The organism is Arthrobacter sp. ok362 (assembly GCF_900102785.1).
Taxonomy (GTDB): domain Bacteria; phylum Actinomycetota; class Actinomycetes; order Actinomycetales; family Micrococcaceae; genus Arthrobacter.
In genome coordinates this window covers 315172-333498 of the sequence record NZ_FNGC01000002.1, presented here as the reverse complement: position 1 = coordinate 333498, position 18327 = coordinate 315172, and the positions used below count along the sequence as shown (strand labels likewise).

The following is an 18327-nucleotide window of genomic DNA, read 5'->3' as shown; positions in this document are numbered from 1 at the left end:
AACCCGTCACAAAGGTTCAGAAATGGGGAGTCACCTAGGGAAATATTTCGTCACGAACCGCCGAAAACCCTTGAAGTAGCCATGCGTCTGTGCATCTGCGGGGACGGTCAGGGCCGGTGTTGTGGGGCTGCGTCCAGCGCGGCGTCGTAGCGTTCCAGGGCAATTTCGGCGAGGACCGGCGAGGGCAGGAGCGGCGCCGTCACAAGGTCCGCGCCGGCCTTGGCCAACTGGTCATGGAAGAAGCCGGGCGCCAAGAGATAGGAGGCGATGACCACGCGTCCGCCGAGGTCCACCGCACCGGCCGATTCCCCCGCGCCGGCACCGCCGGCGGCTTCCTCGCGGAGCATCGCGACGGCGTCGGGAACCGAGGGCTTGGCGGAGGCGCCGTAGCCAGCCACGATCCGGTTGGAACGCAGCGCACGGAGCTGGTCCGCGAGTTCCTCGACATTCCGCCCCGCGCTGGGATCGGAGGATCCGGCGGCGGCGAGGACCACTGCGTCGTTGTCCGTCACCCCGGCCTCGCGCAGCCGCTGGTCCAGCAGCGCTGCAAGCCGCGGATCCGGCCCCAGCGGCGCCGCGGCAAGAGTGTCCGGCCGGCTCTTCACGGCCCGGGCGATGTCCACCTTGACGTGGTACCCGACGCTCAGCAGCAGCGGAACCACGACGGCGGTCTCCCCCTCCGGAATGCCCGCCACAACAGCCTGCAGATCCGGGTCCTGCACGTCGACGTAGGCCTCGCGGACGTCCAGCCCGGGCCGGAGCCCGGCGATGCCGTCCCGGAGCTTGTTGACCTCCACAGCTCCCTGCGGGCTCGACGTGCCATGGGCGCAAGCGATCAGGATGGGGCTATTCATAGCCGTTAGCGTAACCTTGGAGCCGCCCTCTATCCGCCCCCTTGTTATCGACCGGGACGCTCCATGACCTTCTCCTTCAGTATTGTCCTGGTCTGGCTTGACCTCGCCGGAGTGTTCTTCTTTGCCGTCTCCGGCTCGCTGCTCGCGGCGCGGAAGCAGTTCGACATCATCGGCTCGCTGCTCCTGGCCTCGCTGGTGAGCCTTGGCGGCGGTGTCATCCGCGACATCATCATCAACGCAGGCCCGCCCGCCGCGTTCACCAACCCGGCGTATCTGGCGCCGCCAATGCTCGCCACGGTGCTGGTGTATTTCCTGTTCTCCAGCGTCCAGCGCTTCACTTCGCTGCTGGTCCTGTTCGACGCCGGCGGCCTGGCCCTGTTCTGCATCACCGGCACCCTGAAGGCCCTGGCCGCCGGGATGAATCCCGTGGCTGCCGTCCTGCTGGGTGTCACGACGGCGGTGGGCGGCGGCCTGCTGCGGGATATCACCGCCAACGAGGTGCCGCAGCTCTTCGACCCCAAGGATCTGTACGCCCTGCCGGCGTTCGCCGGGGCAGTGTCGACCGTGATCCTGTCCCTCACGGGTACCTTTACCGCGGTGACGGCCTGCGCCGTCACCGCGGTCGTCTTCGCCTTCCGGGTCACGGCCTGGCGGCGCCACTGGTACGTTCCGCTGGCGGTGCGCGGCTGGCACCGGCTGGGCCTGGACGAGGCGGAAAATGAGCGCTAGGGATTAGCTAGGATAAGACCATGACTGACATGTTCCTCGAGAAATTCCGCGCGCTTGTCCCGAAGTATCTCGAAGACGAATGGCAGGAAGAAGATGGCCTCCCGGCCGACGAGCTCGACGCCGCACTGGCCGAACACCAGTTCCAGGTCCCGCCGGTCCTGCGCGAGTTTTACCTGGCCGTCGGCGGCTGCGAGGACCTCATGGAGGCCTACCACTACTTCTGGGACCCCGAAGAGCTCGAAGTCGATGACGAGGGTTTCCTCATGTTCCTCGAGGACGAGCAAGAGCAGTTCACCTGGGGCTTCCGCGTCGGGGACCTCAGCATCCCGGATCCCATCGTGTACCGCAGGAACAACGCCCGCGCCCAGTGGAAGAGCGAGGAGGGGACCTTCTCCGAATTCGTGTTCGACATGTTCGAATGGGCCTTCAACGACGAGGACGAAGACTAGGCCTCCGCTCCTCCTGCGCTCTCAGTCCCGCCTCCTCCCCCTTCCCGCCGCCGCTTCTCCCCATGTTTGGCGTCCCTCACCGGAGTGTCCGGCGGAACCGCGGGTATTCTGCGGCGTCGGAAGTTCAAACCTGGGGGAATTCAGCGGATGACGCGGCCGCGTAGGACCTGCCACACCTCATCGACGACCTTCTGCGGGTTGTAGACGATGTCGTGATACCCGTACCGGAGCACAGCGTAGCCCGTCAGCGTGCTGGCGTTGTTCCGCCCCCGGTCCCTCTTGACCTGCGCCGGCTCAAGATGGGTGCTCCCGTCGATCTCCACGATCAGGAATCCTTCGAGCAAGAAGTCCACGAAGCCGATCCCCGGCAGGTTCACCTGCGTCTGGGTGTAGATGCCCTGGCTCCTGAAGAGTAGCCTGGCCACGACTTCGATCGGCGAATCAGCCGTGCCGTCGACCAGCTCCAGGACTGCACGGGCGGCACCGTTCCGGTTTCCCGGCAGCCGATGCCTGAGGTAATCGAGCGTGGTGCGGCCCTGCAGCAGGGCACTTTCCACCATGACGGCGGCATCGACCGGCGGCAGGCAACGGAGCGCATGGAGCAGGGTGTCAGTGAGCCCGGCCACGGGCCGCGGAAACTCCGGCGGCACTACGCTGCCTCGGTGGATGACCGCACCGGCGGCCACGCCATGCCGACACAGCAGATGCAGCCGCTCTGGGGCATGGAGCTGCCAAAGCCTGTGGTGCGGAGCCGCCGACGCGCAGCACAGCGAACCGTTGGCCAGCACCGCGGCCACCAGATCAGGCTCCGGCCCGGCCAGCGCCACGACGCCGTGGCGCAGCCGCTGCATCTCCCCTGCCGCGACTGCATTCCTGATGCTCCGCTCAGAGAAGCCAGCCTGCAACAGCGTCCCGGTCCGGGCCACCGAGCCTGCGTACTTGAGGTAACTGGTGAGGTCCATGAACCCAGCACAGCCACGGACCGGACGATCCAACAGCAGTCTTGACGCCTATGTGGAAACTTCCGGCGCCGATTCTCCCCGGTTTGGCGCCGCCACACGGCGTGCCGCCACCGTTTTAGCGCTCCCTGATCCAGAGGTGGGAGATTCCGCCGCAGCACCAGCAAGACCCGTGACAAACAATTTACAAAATCGCTGGACAGTGTGACATTTCTGTCATATGCTCTTTCTTGGGTTCACCACCTGCCTCCGGTGGATCTGATGCGAACGGAGAAATGGCCCCGGTTCGGCACAACGGAAGACTCGAACGTTGTGAGGAACCGGGGCCATTCCGTTTAAGAATCGGCACGCCGGACGCGCCCAGCCGGACGTGCCAGACGCGCCCAGCCGAAAGTCTCGGCCGAGGCATGCGGTGGAGGCTCAGCGCCAGGCCGTCAGGCTAGCTGCTGCGGTCCACTACCGCGTGGGCGAAGCTGGTCAGCGAGGCCTTCACGACGCCTTCCGGCAGCGGGGCAAGAGCGGCAATGGCTTCATCGGCCCAGGTGCGTGCCACCACCCAGGACTGTGCGGTGACGGGGTGTTCCCGGAGTCCGGCCACGGCGGCGGTCAGGGCCTCGTCCGAGCTGAGGTCGCCGTCGATCAGCGTCAGCAGTTCGACGGCGGTTTGATCCCCGTCGCGGGCGGCGTTGCGCAGCAGCAGCACGGGCAGGGTGGGGACGCCTTCGCGCAGGTCGGTCCCCGGGGACTTGCCGGACTTGACCTTGATCCCGGTGACGTCGATGACGTCGTCGGCGAGCTGGAAGGCCACGCCCACCTTCTCGCCGTACTCGACCAGGAGGGGCTCGTAGGCTTCGTCGGCACCGGAGAAGATCGCGCCAAGCTGGCCGGAGGCGGCCACCAGCGAGCCCGTCTTGTCAGCGATGACGGACAGGTAGTGCGCCAGGGGGTCCTCGTCCGGCCGCGGTCCCACGGTCTCGTGCAGCTGGCCCAGGCAGAGCCGTTCAAAGGTGCGCGCCTGGATGCCAAGCGCACGGGAGCCGAGCTCCGAGACCAGGATGGAGGCGCGCGCAAAGATGAGGTCGCCAGTCAGGACGGCGACGGAGTTGCCCCAGACCTCGTGGGCCGTCGGCGCCCCACGGCGGAACGGCGCGGAGTCCATGACGTCGTCGTGGTACAGGGTGGCGAGGTGCGTCAGTTCAACGACGACGGCGGCCTGCACCACAGCGGGCAGCGAGGCGTCGCCAAGGTGGGCGCACAGCAGGGTCAGCAGCGGCCGGATGCGCTTGCCGCCGGCTTCCACGAGGTGACGCGACGTTGCGTCAGCCAGGGGATCGGAATTGGCGATGGCTTCGCGCAACCTCTTCTCGACGCGCGCCAGGTTGGTGGTGAGCGCGGGACCCAGCTCGGGGTCGCCAGCAATCGCCGCGAAGCCTGCCGGCAGTTGGAGGCCGGTGGCGATCGCCGTGGTGTTAAGGTCGGGTTCAGAGCTCGACGGGCCGTGTCCGGCGTGCGTCCAGCTTTGGTCTGCAGAGTTGGTCACGGGTTAACCCTAACTTTTGTTGCGGAAACCGCGGAGTTGGTGCCGGAGTGCGGAACGCTGTCCGTGGTGGGCGCGGCCTTGTTGGACGTGGCGGGGACCAGGGATTCCAGGACGCGGATGACCCGGTCCTCGAAGCCCTTGGCGGCAGGATCGGTGAGGTTGGCCAGCATGCGCACCACAAAACGCATGAGCACGGGGACAGGCATGCCCGTCCGGAGGGCCAGTTTCATGACGGCAGGCTTGCCGATCAGTGCGGCGAAGGCCCGGCCCAGCGTGAAGTGTGAGCCCCACTGCTGCCGCACGTAGTCGGCATACCGGGCAAGGTGCGCGTCGGCGGCTGTGGCGCCCCAGCCTGCCGACGCCGACCGGGCAGCGCCGTCGATGATGAATTCGGCCGCAAAGCGGGCGGACTCCATGGCGTAGGAGATGCCCTCGCCGTTGAACGGGGAGACCATGCCGCCGGCGTCGCCGAGCAGCAGCAGGCCCGGCGAGTAGTGCGGGGTCCGGTTGAAGCCCATGGGCAGCGCGGCGCCGCGGATCTCGCCGACCTGGTTTTCCGGCGTGAAGCCCCAGCCGGCGGGCATGCCGGCGGTCCATTCGCGCAGCACCTGCTTGTAGTCCAGCTTGCCGAAGTCCTTCGAGGAGTTCAGGATGCCCAGGCCCACGTTGGAGGTTCCGTCGCCGACGCCAAAGACCCAGCCGTAGCCGGGCAGGAGTTTGCCGTCGCGGCCGGGAAGTTCCAGCCAGCCTTCCATCCAGTCGTCCTCGTGCCGCGGCGAGGTGAAGTAGGTCCGCACGGCCACGCCGAGCGGCCGGTCGTCGCGCTTGCGGATGCCCAGTGAGACGGCGGTGCGCGTCGAGTTGCCGTCTGCGGCGAGGACGACGTCGGCGGTGAAGTCGCGCGTTTCCCCGGTTTTGCGCCCTGAGTTGTCCAGCAGCGCGGCGCGGACCCCAGTCACCCGGCCATCGTCGGAGTGCAGCGCCTCGGTGACGCTGTGGCGTTCCAGCACGACGGCGCCCGCGGACTGGGCGTGCCGGGCCAATTGTTCGTCGAAGCCGAGCCGGGTCCGGATCAGCCCGTACTGCGGGAAGTCGGCGACCTCCGGCCAGGGCAGCTCGATCGTGCGCCCGCCGGCGATCAGGCGCAGGCCTTTGTTCCGCCGCCAGCCCTCGGTTTCAGGATGTGCGAGGCCCAGCTTCTGGATCTCGCGGACTGCGCGCGGAGTCAGGCCGTCGCCGCAGACCTTCTCGCGGGGAAAGCTGGTTTTCTCCAGCACCGTGACATCAATGCCGGCTTTGGCAAGGTAGTAGGCGGCGGTGGATCCGGCCGGGCCCGCTCCGACGATCAGTACATTCACGACGCGTAGCGGCTAACGCCCAGGCCGGGTGATGTTGCGGCGCAGCTTGGCCACGGGTCCGGTGTGGGCTGCCAGCGCGGCAGCGCCCGTGGCGGGATCACTTGCGGGGCCGGCCAGCGGTTTCTGGGCCCGGTGCACGGCGACGATGCCGCCGCTGAGGTTGCGGTAGGTGACGGATTCCCAGCCGGCCTCCTGCAGCCAGGCCGCGAGGTGGTCCTGGTCCGGCCAGGCGCGGATGGACTCGGCGAGGTAGACATAGGCGTCGGGGTTGGAGGAGACCTTGACGGCGATGGCCGGGAGGGCCCGCATGAGGTATTCGGTGTACATGGTGCGCCACAGCGGCACCACGGGCTGGGAGAATTCCGCGATGACCAGCCGACCGCCGGGCTTGGTGACCCGCAGCATCTCGGCCAGGGCCTTCTTCGGCTCGTTGACGTTGCGCAGGCCAAAGGAGATCGTGCTGGCATCAAAGGTGTTGTCCGCGAATGGCAGGCGGGTGGCATCCCCGGCGATGAAGTCGATGTCCGGGCGGCGGCGCTTGCCGACCTTGAGCATGCCAAGGGAGAAATCACAGGCGATGACGTTGATGCCGGCGTCGGCATACGGCTCACTAGAGGTGCCGGTGCCGGCGGCGAGGTCCAGGACGCGCTGGCCGGTCGATACGCCCACGGCCTCCACCACCACCTTGCGCCAACGCCGCGTCTGCCCCAACGACAGGACATCGTTGACGACGTCGTATTTGGGGGCGACGTCGTCAAACATCGTGGCTACTTCGTCCGGACGCTTTTCCAAGGATGCTCGGTTCACCCTGCCATTGTCTCAAATGATCGGCTCCCCCACGAACGGGGCGCCAATCAACGCGGCTTTCACCTGCGGGAACGGCCGCGGCCGCCTCGCTCAGCCCCTGCCGGACCGTGTATATCCACGGCACGGGCGTTCACGGGCTAGTGTTATGCCATCATGACGAGCACGTTCCGCACCTTGACAGTCCCCCTCGATGCCGAAACTTTCCCCGGGGGCCTGCCGTCGTTTCTGGTCCGTGACGATGTCCTCTGCTGGACCCGCCGCGAGGCCGGGCTGGTGGGCTTCGGCGAGATCGCCCGGTTCACCGCCACCGGCCCCGAGCGTTTCCTGGAGGCCGACATCTGGTGGCGTCATCTGGTCCTGGAGGCGGACATCGAGGACGAGGTGGACTGCCCCGGCACCGGCCCGGTGGCCTTTGGCTCCTTCGCCTTCTCCAAAGTCTCCGCCCACGAGTCCCGGCTGCTGGTCCCCGAAATCGTCGTGGGGCTCCGCGACGGTCAGGCGTGGCTAACCCAACTCACCCTTGACGACGGCGAACTCACCGAAGCGGGCGCCCGCGCCGCCCTGGACCGCTGGCTTGGCAGCGCCAGCGCCAATACCGACAGCGCCGTGGTGGACGACCCGCCGCCGGCGGCCGCCCAGGCCGGTGTCGCCGTCGTACGCCCTTTGCCCTTGGCTGCAGGGGCAACTCTGCACACCGGCTCGCTCAGCGAGGAGGACTGGATGGCCGCCGTCGCCGCCGGGGTCCAAGAGATCCGGACCGGGGCCCTGGAGAAGCTGGTGCTGGCCCGCGACGTGGTGGCCACCGTCCCCACCGGCGTCAACGCCGCCCAGGTTCTCCGCGAGCTGTCCGCCCGGTACCGCGAATGCTGGACGTACGGAGTGGACGGACTGGTGGGCGCCACGCCGGAGATGCTGATCCAAGTGGAAGGCCGCACCGCGCAAGCCCGCGTCCTGGCCGGCACGCTGGACCGCCGCGACGCCGACGGCATGGACGGCTCCCCGCTGGAATTCGCCGAACGCGTCCTTGCCGGGTCCGAGAAGCAGCGGCACGAACACGACATCGCGATCCAGTCCCTGACCACGCAGCTGGCCCCGTTTTCCGAGGCCATGAACGCCCACAGCGAGCCGTTCATCCTGGAACTGCCCAATGTGTGGCACCTGGCCTCGGATGTGAAGGCCGAGCTGGCCGAGGTGGAAGGCCACGTCCCCACGTGCCTGGCCCTGATCAACGCACTGCATCCGACAGCCGCCGTCTGTGGCACACCCACCACCGTGGCCGGGGCACTGATCCGCAAGCTTGAGCATCTGGACCGCGGCCCCTACGCCGGGCCGGTCGGCTGGCTGGACGCGGCTGGCAACGGCGAGTGGGGCATCGCGCTGCGCGGCGCCGTCATCGAGTCCCCGCAGACGGTCCGGCTTTACGCGGGCTGCGGCGTGGTGGATGGCTCCGTCCCCGAGACCGAACTCGCCGAGACGTGGGCGAAGTTCCGTCCCATGCTGGAGTCGCTCGGCATCAGCAGCTAGTCGGCGGGGCCAGCGGGGTTGGCGCCGGGCAGGAGAACTTGGCCCGGCGGTCCCGGCGAATTCAGAAGGAATCCGGGATTACAGACAGATCGGCCATTGAAGATATTGCATATGGGTCTGGTTTAGTTATCCAATAGTGAAACTTAGTTTTCTGTGACGTACATCTCTTGTTCGGCGATACACTATAAATCGGCTTGTTACGCATCCCTCCGGCAACAAAAGGTAAGAAAATGCAGATCTCCCGTTCGCTCCTGAGCAACCCCGCCCTGAAGGTCGCCACGGTGCTCGCCGTCGGCACATTGGCCCTGACGGCCTGCACCAACGCCTCCGAGACCGGCACCTCCGGCGCGGCTTCCGCTTCCGGCAGTGCCGCGGCCAGCTTTGACCCCAGCACCGTTCAGAAGGACGATGCCCTGGCGGCCATGGTGCCCGAGGCAATCAAGTCAAAGGGCACCCTTACCGTTGGCTCGGACACTTCCTACGCCCCCGCAGAATTCCTCGGCACCGACGGCCAGACACCTGTGGGCTACGACGTCGACATCGCCAAGGCGATCGGCGCCGCGCTCGGCCTGAAGGTCCAGGTCCAGACGGCCGAATTCACCGGTATCCTCCCGGCCCTCGGCCCGAAGTACGACCTCGGTGTCTCCTCCTTCACCATCAACCCGGAGCGGCTCGCCGCGGTGAATATGGTCAGCTACTATCAGGCAGGCACCGGCTGGGCCGTGCAGAAGGGCAACCCGAAAAAGGTCTCCCTGGATGACCTGTGCGGCAAGTCCGTCGGCGTTCAGACCGGCACCATCCAGGAAGATCCGGACCTCTCGGGCCGCAACAAGAAGTGCACCGCCGAGGGCAAGCAGCCCATCAACATCGTGACACTCAAGACCCAGACCGATATCACCACACGTCTGGTCAATGGCAGCATCGATGCGATGGCGGCCGACTCCCCCATCATCGGCTACGCGCTGACCCAGACCGGCGGACAGCTCGAAAAGCTCGGCGAGGTCTACGACGCCGCACCGCAGGGCATTGCCGTCGCCAAATCCGACAAGGCCCTGGCGGACGTCGTCCAGAAGACCGTCACCAAGCTGATGGAAGACGGCTCCTACAAGAAGATCCTCGAGGGCTGGGGCGCCGCTGACGGTGCCATCACCAAGTCCGAGGTCAACCCGGCGGCGACGTCTTGAGCCTGCCAGCAACCGGACACACACCAGGGGCACAGATGGACAACCATCATGACCGCCACGCCGCACCGGTACTGAATAATGCCGTACCGGTGCGGCACCCGGGCCGCTGGATCAGCGCCATCATCATTGTCGGCTTCCTTGCCGCCTTCCTGCAGAGCCTATTCACGAACCCCAACTTCCGCTGGGACGTCGTCGGGACCTACATCCTGGACACCAAGGTGGTCCAGGGCGTGGTCTGGACCCTGTTCCTGACGTTTGCCTCCATGGTCCTGGCAATCATCCTGGCCATCCTGCTGGCCTTCATGCGGCAGTCCGACAACCCGGTGTTCCGCTGGTCCAGCTGGACCTGGGTCTGGTTCTTCCGCGGCACCCCGATCTACACCCAGCTGCTCTTCTGGGGGCTGGCCACCGTCCTCTATCCGACGATCGTTCTCGGCATCCCGTTTGGTCCTGCAGCCATCACCTGGGTGACCTCGGATCCCACGCACGGCCTGATCCCGGCCATCCTTGGCCTGGGCCTGAATGAGTCCGCGTACCTCGCCGAAATCTTCCGGGCCGGCCTGAAGTCCGTCGACCAGGGCCAGAGTGAGGCCGCAGAGGCCCTCGGCATGACGAAGGGCAAGATCATGCGGCGGATCATCCTGCCGCAGGCCATGCGCGTCATCGTCCCGCCGACCGGCAATGAAACCATCGGCATGCTCAAGACCACCTCGCTGGTCCTGGCCGTGCCGTTCACGCTGGATCTGACCTTTGCGACCAACGCCCTGGCCAACCGCATCTACCTTCCCATTCCACTGCTGATTGTCGCGGCTTTCTGGTACCTGCTGATCACCAGCCTCCTGATGGTGGGCCAGCACTTCATTGAGGCGTACTACGGCAAGGGCGTGGACAACCGCGTTCCAGCAGCGGTCAACCCCGCAGCGGCCAAGGCTGCAGCGGCGGGGGCCCCCAGCGCCGAGGCCGAGCCGGACCTGAAGATGGACTTCCCCGAGGAGGAGGCGAAATGACGATCACCCCTGAGAAACCGCTGGTACAGATCGAGGGCCTTCACAAGTACTACGGCGAGCACCACGTGCTGCGCGGCATCGACCTGACCGTCAACCAGGGCGAGGTGTCGGTTGTGATCGGCCCGTCCGGTTCCGGCAAGTCCACCATGCTCCGCTGCGTGAACCTGCTGGAGACCATCAGCGCGGGACGCATTTCCGTGGGCGGCCAGCTGATCGGCTACCGCGAGGTCAAGGGCCGGCTCCATGACCTGAAGACCAAGGAGATCGCCGCCCAGCGGCGCGAGATCGGCATGGTGTTCCAGCGCTTCAACCTGTTCCCGCACAAGACCGCGATGCAGAACATCATGGAAGCCCCGGTGCAGGTCAAGGGCCAGTCGAAGACAGTGGCCCGGAAGCGGGCCCTGGAACTGCTGGACCGCGTGGGGCTCGGCGACCGTGCCGGCCACTACCCGAACCAGCTCTCCGGCGGCCAGCAGCAGCGTGTTGCGATTGCCCGTGCCCTGGCCATGGATCCGGAGCTCATGCTCTTCGATGAGCCCACGTCCGCTCTTGACCCGGAGCTCGTGGGCGATGTCCTGAACGTGATGAAGGACCTCGCCAAGTCCGGCATGACCATGATCGTGGTGACCCACGAGATCGGCTTCGCCCGGGAGGTCGGTGACCGCCTGACGTTCATGGACGGCGGCGTCGTGGTGGAGGCGGGCGACCCGCGGGAGGTCCTGGCCAACCCGCAGCACCCCCGCACCAAGGAGTTCCTGAGCCGGGTGCTGTAACCCGACGCGGAAGCCGTCTGAAGACGCGCAGAATACCTGAAGACACGCTTGCGGTCCGGGGACATTTATATATGGATGTCCCCGGACCGCTTCCGTGTCACGGCAACATTTCACTGTCCCGACGCAGGCCGACGACGGCGCGGCACGCCGGCCTGCGACAGCAACTCTTCCAGGGCCCGGGGTTTCCAAAGGACGGCCCACGTCCAGCGGACGACGTTTCTGCCCGTCGCCCGGATCCGGTCCTCGCGTATCTTTTCATCCACCACGACTTGCCCGGGCGTTCCCCCTCGGAGAAATTCGTCCCGCTGATACTTGGCGACACCGTCGAATTCGCCCACAGTGCGGCTACCTTCCCAATAGAAGTCCGAATAGGCCACGCGTCCGGTTGAATTGCGAACCTCGTACTGCAACTCGGGCGGAGCAAAGCCGGACACGTGGATCACTCCCCGGCTGTAGGACTCCCCCGGCGAGCCGGAGGCGGAATCCGCAAACGCCACCACCGCACGCACCCTCCTTTCTACTGCCAACGGATAGCGTCCCGGCAACGCGTCCAGGAGTTCGGCCTTGGCGAAGGCCGCCAGACCGCGAACGGCGTCGGGCTTGAGCACATGATCCAGCGGTACGACGGCCTCGGCGAAAGGAACGAAGGCCGCAAGGTCCAGCACTGTGGCCATCCGGGATGTGACGAGGAGTCCCTCAATTTCCTGGGCCTCTGCCATGGCAGGCTCCACCAGGTGCCTCCGAACTCCGGCGCGGGACCTGCCCCCGCCCCGGAAGGTGGTCAGTGCATGGACCGGCTGATCCTTCAGGATGGTGGGTATCCCCCAGACGGAGGCCCCGGAGTGGTGCGAGAAGATCGTGGGCGACTGGAGAGACTCGGCAGCGGCTTCAACCTGCAGCCTGTATTGCTGCCAGAAGTTGAGGTTCGTCCACAGGTCCCGTTCCACGTAGACTCCGTGGCGGAGCCTGAGGAGGCGTCCGGACTTGGCAGCGGCAGATAGCGGGCGGGAACTGGCGCCGAGTAACGCCAGGTCCTTGGCCAACACTAGTCGGGGAAGGTCCATCATGGACCGAGCCTCTCAGGGACCGGGACTGCGCGCACCCCGCACGCGCGCCCATGTGGACAACCGCATCCGGACCACGCGGACACGGATCCAGACCGCGGACCCGCGTCCGGCCGCCGGACGCGCACATCCGGGCGTCCTATTGCCGAATGCGCGTCCCCGCACCAACAGCGGGTCGTCGCGCCCAGCGCAGCGCACCCAAGGTCAGGTCTGCGGGAGGCCTTCCACGGCGGTGGCCACCGCGGCCCGGATGGCGCGGTGCAGTTCCCCGAGCCGGTGCCGGTCCGTGCGCACTTCGATGATGCTGCGGCCCTCCAGCGGGCCGGACAGCGCCTCGGCGAGTTCCGCCGTCGTGCCGACCCGGCGGTGCGCGACGCCGTATGCCGCGGCCAGCGCAGCGATGTCCACCCGCTGCGGGGTGGCGAAGAGGCGTTCAACGGCGTTGCCATAGCGTCCCGCCGCGGCGACTGCGCCGTGCTCCAAGAGCCCGAAGATGGCACCGCCGGCGTCATTGAGCACCACGATCCGCAGCTGCGGTTCGGCCTCCCCGACGCCGAGCAGGAGTCCCCCGGCGTCATGCAGGAATGTCACGTCCCCCATGAGCACGGTGGTTTCCTGGCCCCCGCCCAGCGCGATCCCCGTGGCGGTGGACGTGGTGCCGTCGATCCCGGCCAGACCCCTGTTGGCGAACATGGTGGCCTGCGGTTCCGCGGGCGGCGCCCCGGCGAGGTCGACGTCGCGGATCCCGTTCGACGAGCCCAGTACCAGCTGCCCGCGGGCGTGCTTCCAGACCTCGGCGCCGACCGACGGCCCGGTCGCGGCGGGGGACGCGGCGAGGTTCAGGTCCACGGCGTGCTGCGCGGCGGCTCCTGCCAGCAGCCAGGCATCGAGCCACACGGCAGCTCCGCGCCCGGCGAACTCCGCCAGGTCCGCCAGGGTTTCCAGCGGCAGTTCGGTGCGGCGGCCTGGTTCATACCAGGCGACCGGAACGGGCTGGTACAGGGCCGAGGGGACATCGGCCCGCTCCAGCAGCGCGCTCACGGGCCGGGAGAGCGTCGGCCGGCCGAAGAGGACCACACGCTCGATCGGGTGTGCCGAGTCCGCGCCGAAGTGCTCGATCAGCAGCCGGTAGGGCCCCACGGCGTTGGGGCCGAAGCGTGCGTTGGAGGACGGTTCGGCCAGCAGCGGCAGGCCGTGCGCGCGGGCGAAGGCCTCGGCGACCGGTCCGGCGTAGTGCCCGGCCAGCACCACGGTGCGCCGCTCCGGCAGTGCCGTTGACGCTGCCGGAAAGTCCAGTGCCAGGGGGTTCCGGGCGGCCCGGTATATGCCTCGGCTGGCCGTTGCGGGCAGTCCGTCGCCCACGGCCGGGACCAGCGGGTCGCGGAAGGCAAGGTTCAGCTGCACCGGCCCGGGAGGGGCGTCCTCGAAGGCTCCGGTGGCGGCGCTGAGGGCCGTGTCCACGGCGCGCTGCGGATCGCTGCCCGCGGGCACGTCGACGGCGAAGCGGACGTGCTCGCCAAAGAGGTCCAGTTGCACGGTGGTCTGGTTGGCGCCGGTCCCCCGCAGTTCCTCGGGCCGGTCGGCGGAGATGACCACGAGCGGCACCGCGGCGTGGTTGGCCTCCATGACGGCGGGCAGGAGGTTGCCGACGGCGGTCCCGGACGTGGTGAGGACGGCGACGGGGGCTCCGGCGGACAAGGCGAGGCCGAGGGCCGTGAAGCCGGCCGACCGCTCGTCGATCCGGACCAGCAGCTCCACGCGTCCGGCGGCTTCGGCCTCGGCCAGGGCGTAGGCCATGGGCGCCGACCGCGAACCCGGGGACACCACCACCTGGCGCACACCGGCGGCAAGCAAAGTGTCGACGGCGATGCGCGCCGCCTCCACCGCGGTCAGGCCGCCGGAGGTGGACGAGGCGGCAGCGGAATCCGCCGGACTCACATGTTCTCCGGCGTTTCGATGCCCAGCAGCTCCAGGCCGCCGGACAGACGGCGCAGCGCCAGTGCGCACAGGGCCAGCCGCGAGTCCCGGACGGATTCCTCGGCCTTGAGCACCGGGCACTGGTCGTAGAAAGTGGTAAACAGCTGCGCGAGCTCAAAGAGGTAGCCGCAGAGCCGGTGCGGCTCGAGCGCGTCCCTGACCTTGTTCAGCGTCGCGTCGAACTCCAGCAGGTGCAGTGCCAGCGCGCGTTCTGCGGGTTCGACGACGGCGATCGCCGTGGCCGGCCCGCCCACCCCGGCTGCCGCGATGCCATTTGCCCGGGTGCCGGCTGGCGTGCCGCCGTCCGGTCCGCCGGTGACCTGCTCCAGCACCCCGGCTTTGCGCAGGATGGAGCGGATCCTGGCGGCAGCGTACTGGACGTAGGGTCCTGTGTTGCCGCTGAGGGCGAGCATGCGGTCGAAGTCGAAGACGTACTCGGTGTCGTGGCCGGTGGAGAGGTCGGCGTACTTGACGGCGCCGATGCCCACCTGGCGGGCGGTCACGGCGCGCTCGTCCTCGCTGAGCTCGGGCCGGCTCGCGTCAATGACGGCGCGGGCGCGGTCCACGGCCTCCTCGAGCAGGGCCATGAGCTTCACCGGGGCACCGGAGCGGGACTTGAGGATCTTCCCGTCCTCGCCTAGCACGTTGCCGATCTGCACATGCACGGCCTGGACCGCGTCCGGAAGCCAGCCGGCGTCCCGGGCGGTGGCCATGACCATGCGCAGGTGGACGTTCTGCGGGGCGCCGACAACGTAGAGGATCCGGTTGGCCGCCAGGTCCCGGACCCGGTAGCGGATGGTGGCGAGGTCCGTGGTGCCGTAGCCGTAGCCGCCGTCGGACTTGCGGATGATCAGCGGCAGCGGCTGCCCGTCGCGGCCGGTAAAGCCTGCGGGGAAGGTGCACAGGGCGCCGTCGCTGATCCGGGCGAGGCCGCGTTCCTCGAGTTCCTGGCACAGCTGTGCCAGATGCGCGTCGTAGGAGCTTTCACCGGCGATGTGGTCATCGGTGAGGCTGATGCCCAGCGTGGAGTAGATGGCGTTGAAGTAGCGCTTGGACTGGGCGACGAGCCGCTGCCAGACGGCGAACGTCTCGGCGTCGCCGCCCTGCAGGGCCACGACGCGGAGCCGGGCCCGGGTGGCGAAGCCGTCCTCGTCGGTGGCGGAGGCATCGAACTTGGCCCGGGCGGCCTGGTAGAACGCGCTGGGGTCCTCCACCAGCAGCGCCGCGTCCGGGGAGTCCTCGCCGATCTCCAGCCAGTGTTCGATCAGCATGCCGAACGGCGTGCCCCAGTCACCGATGTGGTTCTGCCGGATCACAGTGTCGCCGAGGGCTTCGAGCACCTTGACGAGGCTGTCCCCCACCACGGTGGTGCGCAGGTGGCCGACGTGCATTTCCTTGGCGACGTTCGGGGAGGAATAGTCGACGACGACGCGCTGCGGTGTCGCGGCCGGCGTGACTGCCGTGGCGATGGACGCGGCTTGGACCGACTCTGCATTGAGCAGTTCCTCGATCCAGGTGCCGTCAAAGCTCAGGTTGATGAAGCCGGGCCCGGAGATTTCCACACTGGTGCAGATGCCGTCCAGGTTCAGGGCGTCCACGATCTTCGCGGCGGCGTCCCGCGGCGGCAGGCCGGCTTTCTTGGCCAGGGCCATGGCGGCGTTGATCTGGATGTCGGCGAACTGGGAGGGCCTGAGCACCGGGTCCGTCTGCCGGAACTCTTCGCCGAACGCGGTGGCAATTGCAGCCTGGACTCTGGGGACAATCAATTCGGCCGGATTATTCACAGTCCCAAATTATCAGTTCGGGCCTGCCCGGGTTTCTCCCCTTCCGCGGCCCGAAGCAACGCGGGTTCACTTCGCGCCCATGCAGGGCCCCACATGGGCGCGAAGTGAACCCGCGTTGCTGTGCCGGGAGGAGGCTAGCCGCCCGTGCGGAACACCTGGACCACGGACGGACGCGGGGCACGGACCTGGCCGGGCTTCGGCGTCGCGCCGGCGGCGACGTAGTCCGGGAAGTAGGAGTGCTGCTCGGCGAATGTGCCTTCCTCGCCCGGGTGCTGAACGGCGACGAATACGGTGCGTTCGTCGTCGTGGATGACGGGGCCGCAGGTCTCGGCGTCGCGCGGGACCGCGAGGAACTGCTCCACCTTGCCCCGTTCGGCACCGTCCAAGGTCACTTTGAAGAGCCCGTCGGCGTAGCCGATGCTGGAGGGCGCGCCGTCGGTGGAGATCCACAGGTTGCCCACGGAGTCGAAGGCCACGTTGTCCGGGCAGGAGATGGGTGAGACCTGGCTGGCGGGGAACCCGGCGAAGTAGGCGGCGGAGTTCTTGGCCGGATCGCCGCAGACCATCAGCAGGTTCCAGCCAAAGGTTGTGGAGCTCTGGTCCCCGGTTTCGGTGATTTCGACGATGTGGCCGTCGCGGTTGAGGGTGCGGGGGTTGACCTCGGTGGCCCCTTCCTTGCCGGGCTTGCCGCGGTCCGCGTTGTTTGTGCAGACCACGTAGACCTTGCCGGTATGCAGGCTGGGCTGGACGTCTTCGCAGCGGTCCATCTTCGTGGGCCCCACCTTGTCGGCGGCGAGGCGGGTGTACACGAGCACCTCTTCCACGGACATCCCGGCCACCTTGGACTGTCCGCCGACCACGAGGGGCAGCCATTCCCCTGCGCCGTCGAAGGCCCCATCGGCCGGAAGCTTGCCCGCGCCGTCGAACCCGGCGGCCGCCGAATTGCCCGTGAACTTGGCGACGTACAGGTCACCCTCCGAGAGCAGTGCGAGGTTGTTCTTGCGGTCCTCCGCCGTTTTGCCGGGCCGGTATGTGCCGGCCGAGACGAACTTGTACAGGTAGTCGAAGCGCTCGTCGTCGCCCATGTAGGCCACGACGTGGCCGGACTTGGCGACGATCACGTTGGCGCCCTCATGCTTGAAGCGGCCCATCGCGGAGTGCTTGCGGGGCGTGGAGGAGGGATCGAGCGGGTCCACTTCCACGATCCAGCCGAAGCGGTTGGCCTCGTTCTGGTACCCGGGGTTGCGGGTGTCGAAGCGCGGGTCATCCAGTTCCCACTGGCGGGCGGTGGGCTTGCTGGTCAGGCCGTAGCGCTTGTCGGCGTCAGAAGTTCCGGGCGCCGCGAAATAGCCGTTGAAGTTTTCCTCGCCGGACAAGATGGTGCCCCACGGCGTGGTGCCGCCGGAGCAGTTGCCCAGCGTGCCCTTGATGGACCGGCCGGAGGGATCGGCTGCGGTCTTCAGGAGCGCGGACCCGGCGGCCGGGCCGTCGAGCTCGTAGGTGGTGTCGGTCAGGAAGCGGCGGTTCAGGCCGGCGCCCTGGACGTAGTTCCAGGGCTTGTTCTTGTTCGCGCGCTCCAACTCGACCACGGTGAGGCCGTGGGCTGCGCGGCCGATCGCGCGGGTCTCGGCGGCGTCGAATCCGGCCGGCAGCATGATGGACTCGTTGGTGTATTCGTGGTTGGTGAAGAGCACGGCCCGGCGGTCCTTGGAGCCGTCGACCGGCAGGATGTCCGTGTAGTCGTTGTTGTAGCCGAACTGGCGGGCCTGCGCCGCCGCGCTCTGGCGATCGATATCGAAGGCCGGCGAGTCCTGGAAGAGCGGGTCGCCCCAGCGGATGACCGGCCGCCAGGTGAACCCGGCGGGGACGGTGAGCTGGTCCACGGTGGCGTCCACCGGAGCGATGGCGGTGAACTGCAGCTTGGATTTTCCAAACCCGTCCTTGGCGGCAGCGGCGAGGCCCGGGCCGCCGTCGGCGGCAGCGGGTCCGGCGGATGTCACCGCGTTGCCGAGGGCGACGGCGAGCGCGCCGGCGGCGCCGAAGCCCAGGGCGGCGCGGCGGGACATCGTGGCGGAGGCGATGTCACGGAAGTAGCTGTTGGTGCTGGTGTTGCAGACCTCGCCCGAGCAGGCGTTGTCGCACTTCAGCGCGCAGGTGACGGGGCTTCGCTTGCCTTTGGTGTGGCCAAGCATGGGGAGCAGGGAGAATGTGCGTCCGGAGGAGACAGACATGGAGAGACCTTCCATGGGGTGAGTTGCGGTCGCGCCCACCCTTGCAGCCGCGGACGACGCGGACCCGTCCCCCGGGTGAAGAGCCGA

Annotated in this window: 15 protein-coding genes; 6 read left to right on the top strand and 9 right to left on the bottom strand. The window is 67.8% G+C overall.

Annotated elements, in window-relative coordinates:
* Positions 1–107: 107 nt before the first annotated feature.
* A complete protein-coding gene (locus BLQ10_RS04020; protein WP_091558646.1) occupies positions 108–854 on the bottom strand; it encodes a sirohydrochlorin chelatase in 747 nt (248 codons plus the stop codon).
* Positions 855–917: 63 nt separating this feature from the next.
* On the opposite strand from BLQ10_RS04020, the gene BLQ10_RS04015 reads away from it, so the two are divergent.
* Both BLQ10_RS04015 and BLQ10_RS04010 read left to right on the top strand, forming a co-directional pair.
* On the top strand, positions 918–1583 hold the full coding sequence (locus tag BLQ10_RS04015; RefSeq protein WP_091558644.1) for a trimeric intracellular cation channel family protein: 666 nt from the start codon (positions 918–920) through the stop codon (positions 1581–1583).
* 20 nt (positions 1584–1603) lie between these two features.
* Positions 1604–2032, top strand: coding sequence for a hypothetical protein (locus BLQ10_RS04010; RefSeq protein WP_091558641.1), 429 nt, complete (start codon positions 1604–1606; stop codon positions 2030–2032).
* 140 nt (positions 2033–2172) lie between these two features.
* Here the strand turns inward: BLQ10_RS04010 and BLQ10_RS04005 are convergent, their stop codons facing one another.
* The 4 genes from BLQ10_RS04005 to BLQ10_RS03990 form a co-directional block, all read right to left on the bottom strand.
* Positions 2173–2994 carry a type IV toxin-antitoxin system AbiEi family antitoxin domain-containing protein gene (locus BLQ10_RS04005; protein ID WP_091558638.1) on the bottom strand — a complete coding sequence of 274 codons (822 nt, stop codon included), beginning with the start codon at positions 2992–2994 and terminating at the stop codon, positions 2173–2175.
* Between the two features lie 436 nt (positions 2995–3430).
* Entirely contained in the window at positions 3431–4531 is a 1101-nt protein-coding gene (locus BLQ10_RS04000; RefSeq protein ID WP_091558637.1) for a polyprenyl synthetase family protein, read from the bottom strand.
* On the bottom strand, positions 4528–5889 hold the full coding sequence (locus BLQ10_RS03995; protein WP_091558635.1) for a geranylgeranyl reductase family protein: 1362 nt from the start codon (positions 5887–5889) through the stop codon (positions 4528–4530). Before BLQ10_RS03995 ends, BLQ10_RS04000 begins: the two co-directional genes overlap by 4 nt.
* A gap of 12 nt (positions 5890–5901) precedes the next feature.
* On the bottom strand, positions 5902–6696 hold the full coding sequence (locus tag BLQ10_RS03990) for a demethylmenaquinone methyltransferase (protein ID WP_254785392.1): 795 nt from the start codon (positions 6694–6696) through the stop codon (positions 5902–5904).
* 153 nt (positions 6697–6849) lie between these two features.
* On the opposite strand from BLQ10_RS03990, the gene BLQ10_RS03985 reads away from it, so the two are divergent.
* From BLQ10_RS03985 to BLQ10_RS03970, 4 genes are all read left to right on the top strand, one after another.
* The gene (locus tag BLQ10_RS03985; protein ID WP_091558631.1) at positions 6850–8220 is read left to right on the top strand and encodes an isochorismate synthase; all 1371 of its coding nucleotides are present in this window, start codon (positions 6850–6852) and stop codon (positions 8218–8220) included.
* A 230-nt stretch (positions 8221–8450) separates the two neighbouring features.
* Positions 8451–9404, top strand: coding sequence for an ABC transporter substrate-binding protein (locus tag BLQ10_RS03980; RefSeq protein ID WP_091558628.1), 954 nt, complete (start codon positions 8451–8453; stop codon positions 9402–9404).
* A gap of 35 nt (positions 9405–9439) precedes the next feature.
* Entirely contained in the window at positions 9440–10411 is a 972-nt protein-coding gene (locus BLQ10_RS03975; protein ID WP_091558626.1) for an amino acid ABC transporter permease, read from the top strand.
* Positions 10408–11184, top strand: coding sequence for an amino acid ABC transporter ATP-binding protein (locus BLQ10_RS03970; RefSeq protein ID WP_091558623.1), 777 nt, complete (start codon positions 10408–10410; stop codon positions 11182–11184). Before BLQ10_RS03975 ends, BLQ10_RS03970 begins: the two co-directional genes overlap by 4 nt.
* A 110-nt stretch (positions 11185–11294) precedes the next feature.
* On the opposite strand, the gene BLQ10_RS03965 is transcribed toward BLQ10_RS03970, so the two are convergent.
* The 4 genes from BLQ10_RS03965 to BLQ10_RS03950 form a co-directional block, all read right to left on the bottom strand.
* On the bottom strand, positions 11295–12251 hold the full coding sequence (locus BLQ10_RS03965; protein ID WP_091558621.1) for a type IV toxin-antitoxin system AbiEi family antitoxin domain-containing protein: 957 nt from the start codon (positions 12249–12251) through the stop codon (positions 11295–11297).
* A 201-nt stretch (positions 12252–12452) separates the two neighbouring features.
* Positions 12453–14186 carry a 2-succinyl-5-enolpyruvyl-6-hydroxy-3-cyclohexene-1-carboxylic-acid synthase gene (menD, locus tag BLQ10_RS03960; RefSeq protein WP_091558618.1) on the bottom strand — a complete coding sequence of 578 codons (1734 nt, stop codon included), beginning with the start codon at positions 14184–14186 and terminating at the stop codon, positions 12453–12455.
* Positions 14183–16009: an arginine--tRNA ligase gene (argS, locus tag BLQ10_RS03955; RefSeq protein ID WP_091558616.1), complete on the bottom strand. Its 1827-nt coding sequence runs from the start codon at positions 16007–16009 to the stop codon at positions 14183–14185. Before argS ends, menD begins: the two co-directional genes overlap by 4 nt.
* A 134-nt stretch (positions 16010–16143) precedes the next feature.
* Entirely contained in the window at positions 16144–18240 is a 2097-nt protein-coding gene (locus BLQ10_RS03950; RefSeq protein ID WP_091558614.1) for a PhoX family protein, read from the bottom strand.
* Between the last annotated feature and the right edge of the window lie 87 nt (positions 18241–18327).

What these genes read in the sequence shown, in the direction of transcription:
- BLQ10_RS04020 (WP_091558646.1), bottom strand. Translation starts at nt 854, where the DNA reads ATGAATAGCCCCATCCTGATCGCTTGCGCCCATGGCACGTCGAGCCCG.
- BLQ10_RS04015 (WP_091558644.1), top strand. Translation starts at nt 918, where the DNA reads ATGACCTTCTCCTTCAGTATTGTCCTGGTCTGGCTTGACCTCGCCGGA.
- BLQ10_RS04010 (WP_091558641.1), top strand. Translation starts at nt 1,604, where the DNA reads ATGACTGACATGTTCCTCGAGAAATTCCGCGCGCTTGTCCCGAAGTAT.
- BLQ10_RS04005 (WP_091558638.1), bottom strand. Translation starts at nt 2,994, where the DNA reads ATGGACCTCACCAGTTACCTCAAGTACGCAGGCTCGGTGGCCCGGACC.
- BLQ10_RS03985 (WP_091558631.1), top strand. Translation starts at nt 6,850, where the DNA reads ATGACGAGCACGTTCCGCACCTTGACAGTCCCCCTCGATGCCGAAACT.
- BLQ10_RS03980 (WP_091558628.1), top strand. Translation starts at nt 8,451, where the DNA reads ATGCAGATCTCCCGTTCGCTCCTGAGCAACCCCGCCCTGAAGGTCGCC.
- BLQ10_RS03975 (WP_091558626.1), top strand. Translation starts at nt 9,440, where the DNA reads ATGGACAACCATCATGACCGCCACGCCGCACCGGTACTGAATAATGCC.
- BLQ10_RS03970 (WP_091558623.1), top strand. Translation starts at nt 10,408, where the DNA reads ATGACGATCACCCCTGAGAAACCGCTGGTACAGATCGAGGGCCTTCAC.
- BLQ10_RS03965 (WP_091558621.1), bottom strand. Translation starts at nt 12,251, where the DNA reads ATGATGGACCTTCCCCGACTAGTGTTGGCCAAGGACCTGGCGTTACTC.
- BLQ10_RS03950 (WP_091558614.1), bottom strand. Translation starts at nt 18,240, where the DNA reads ATGTCTGTCTCCTCCGGACGCACATTCTCCCTGCTCCCCATGCTTGGC.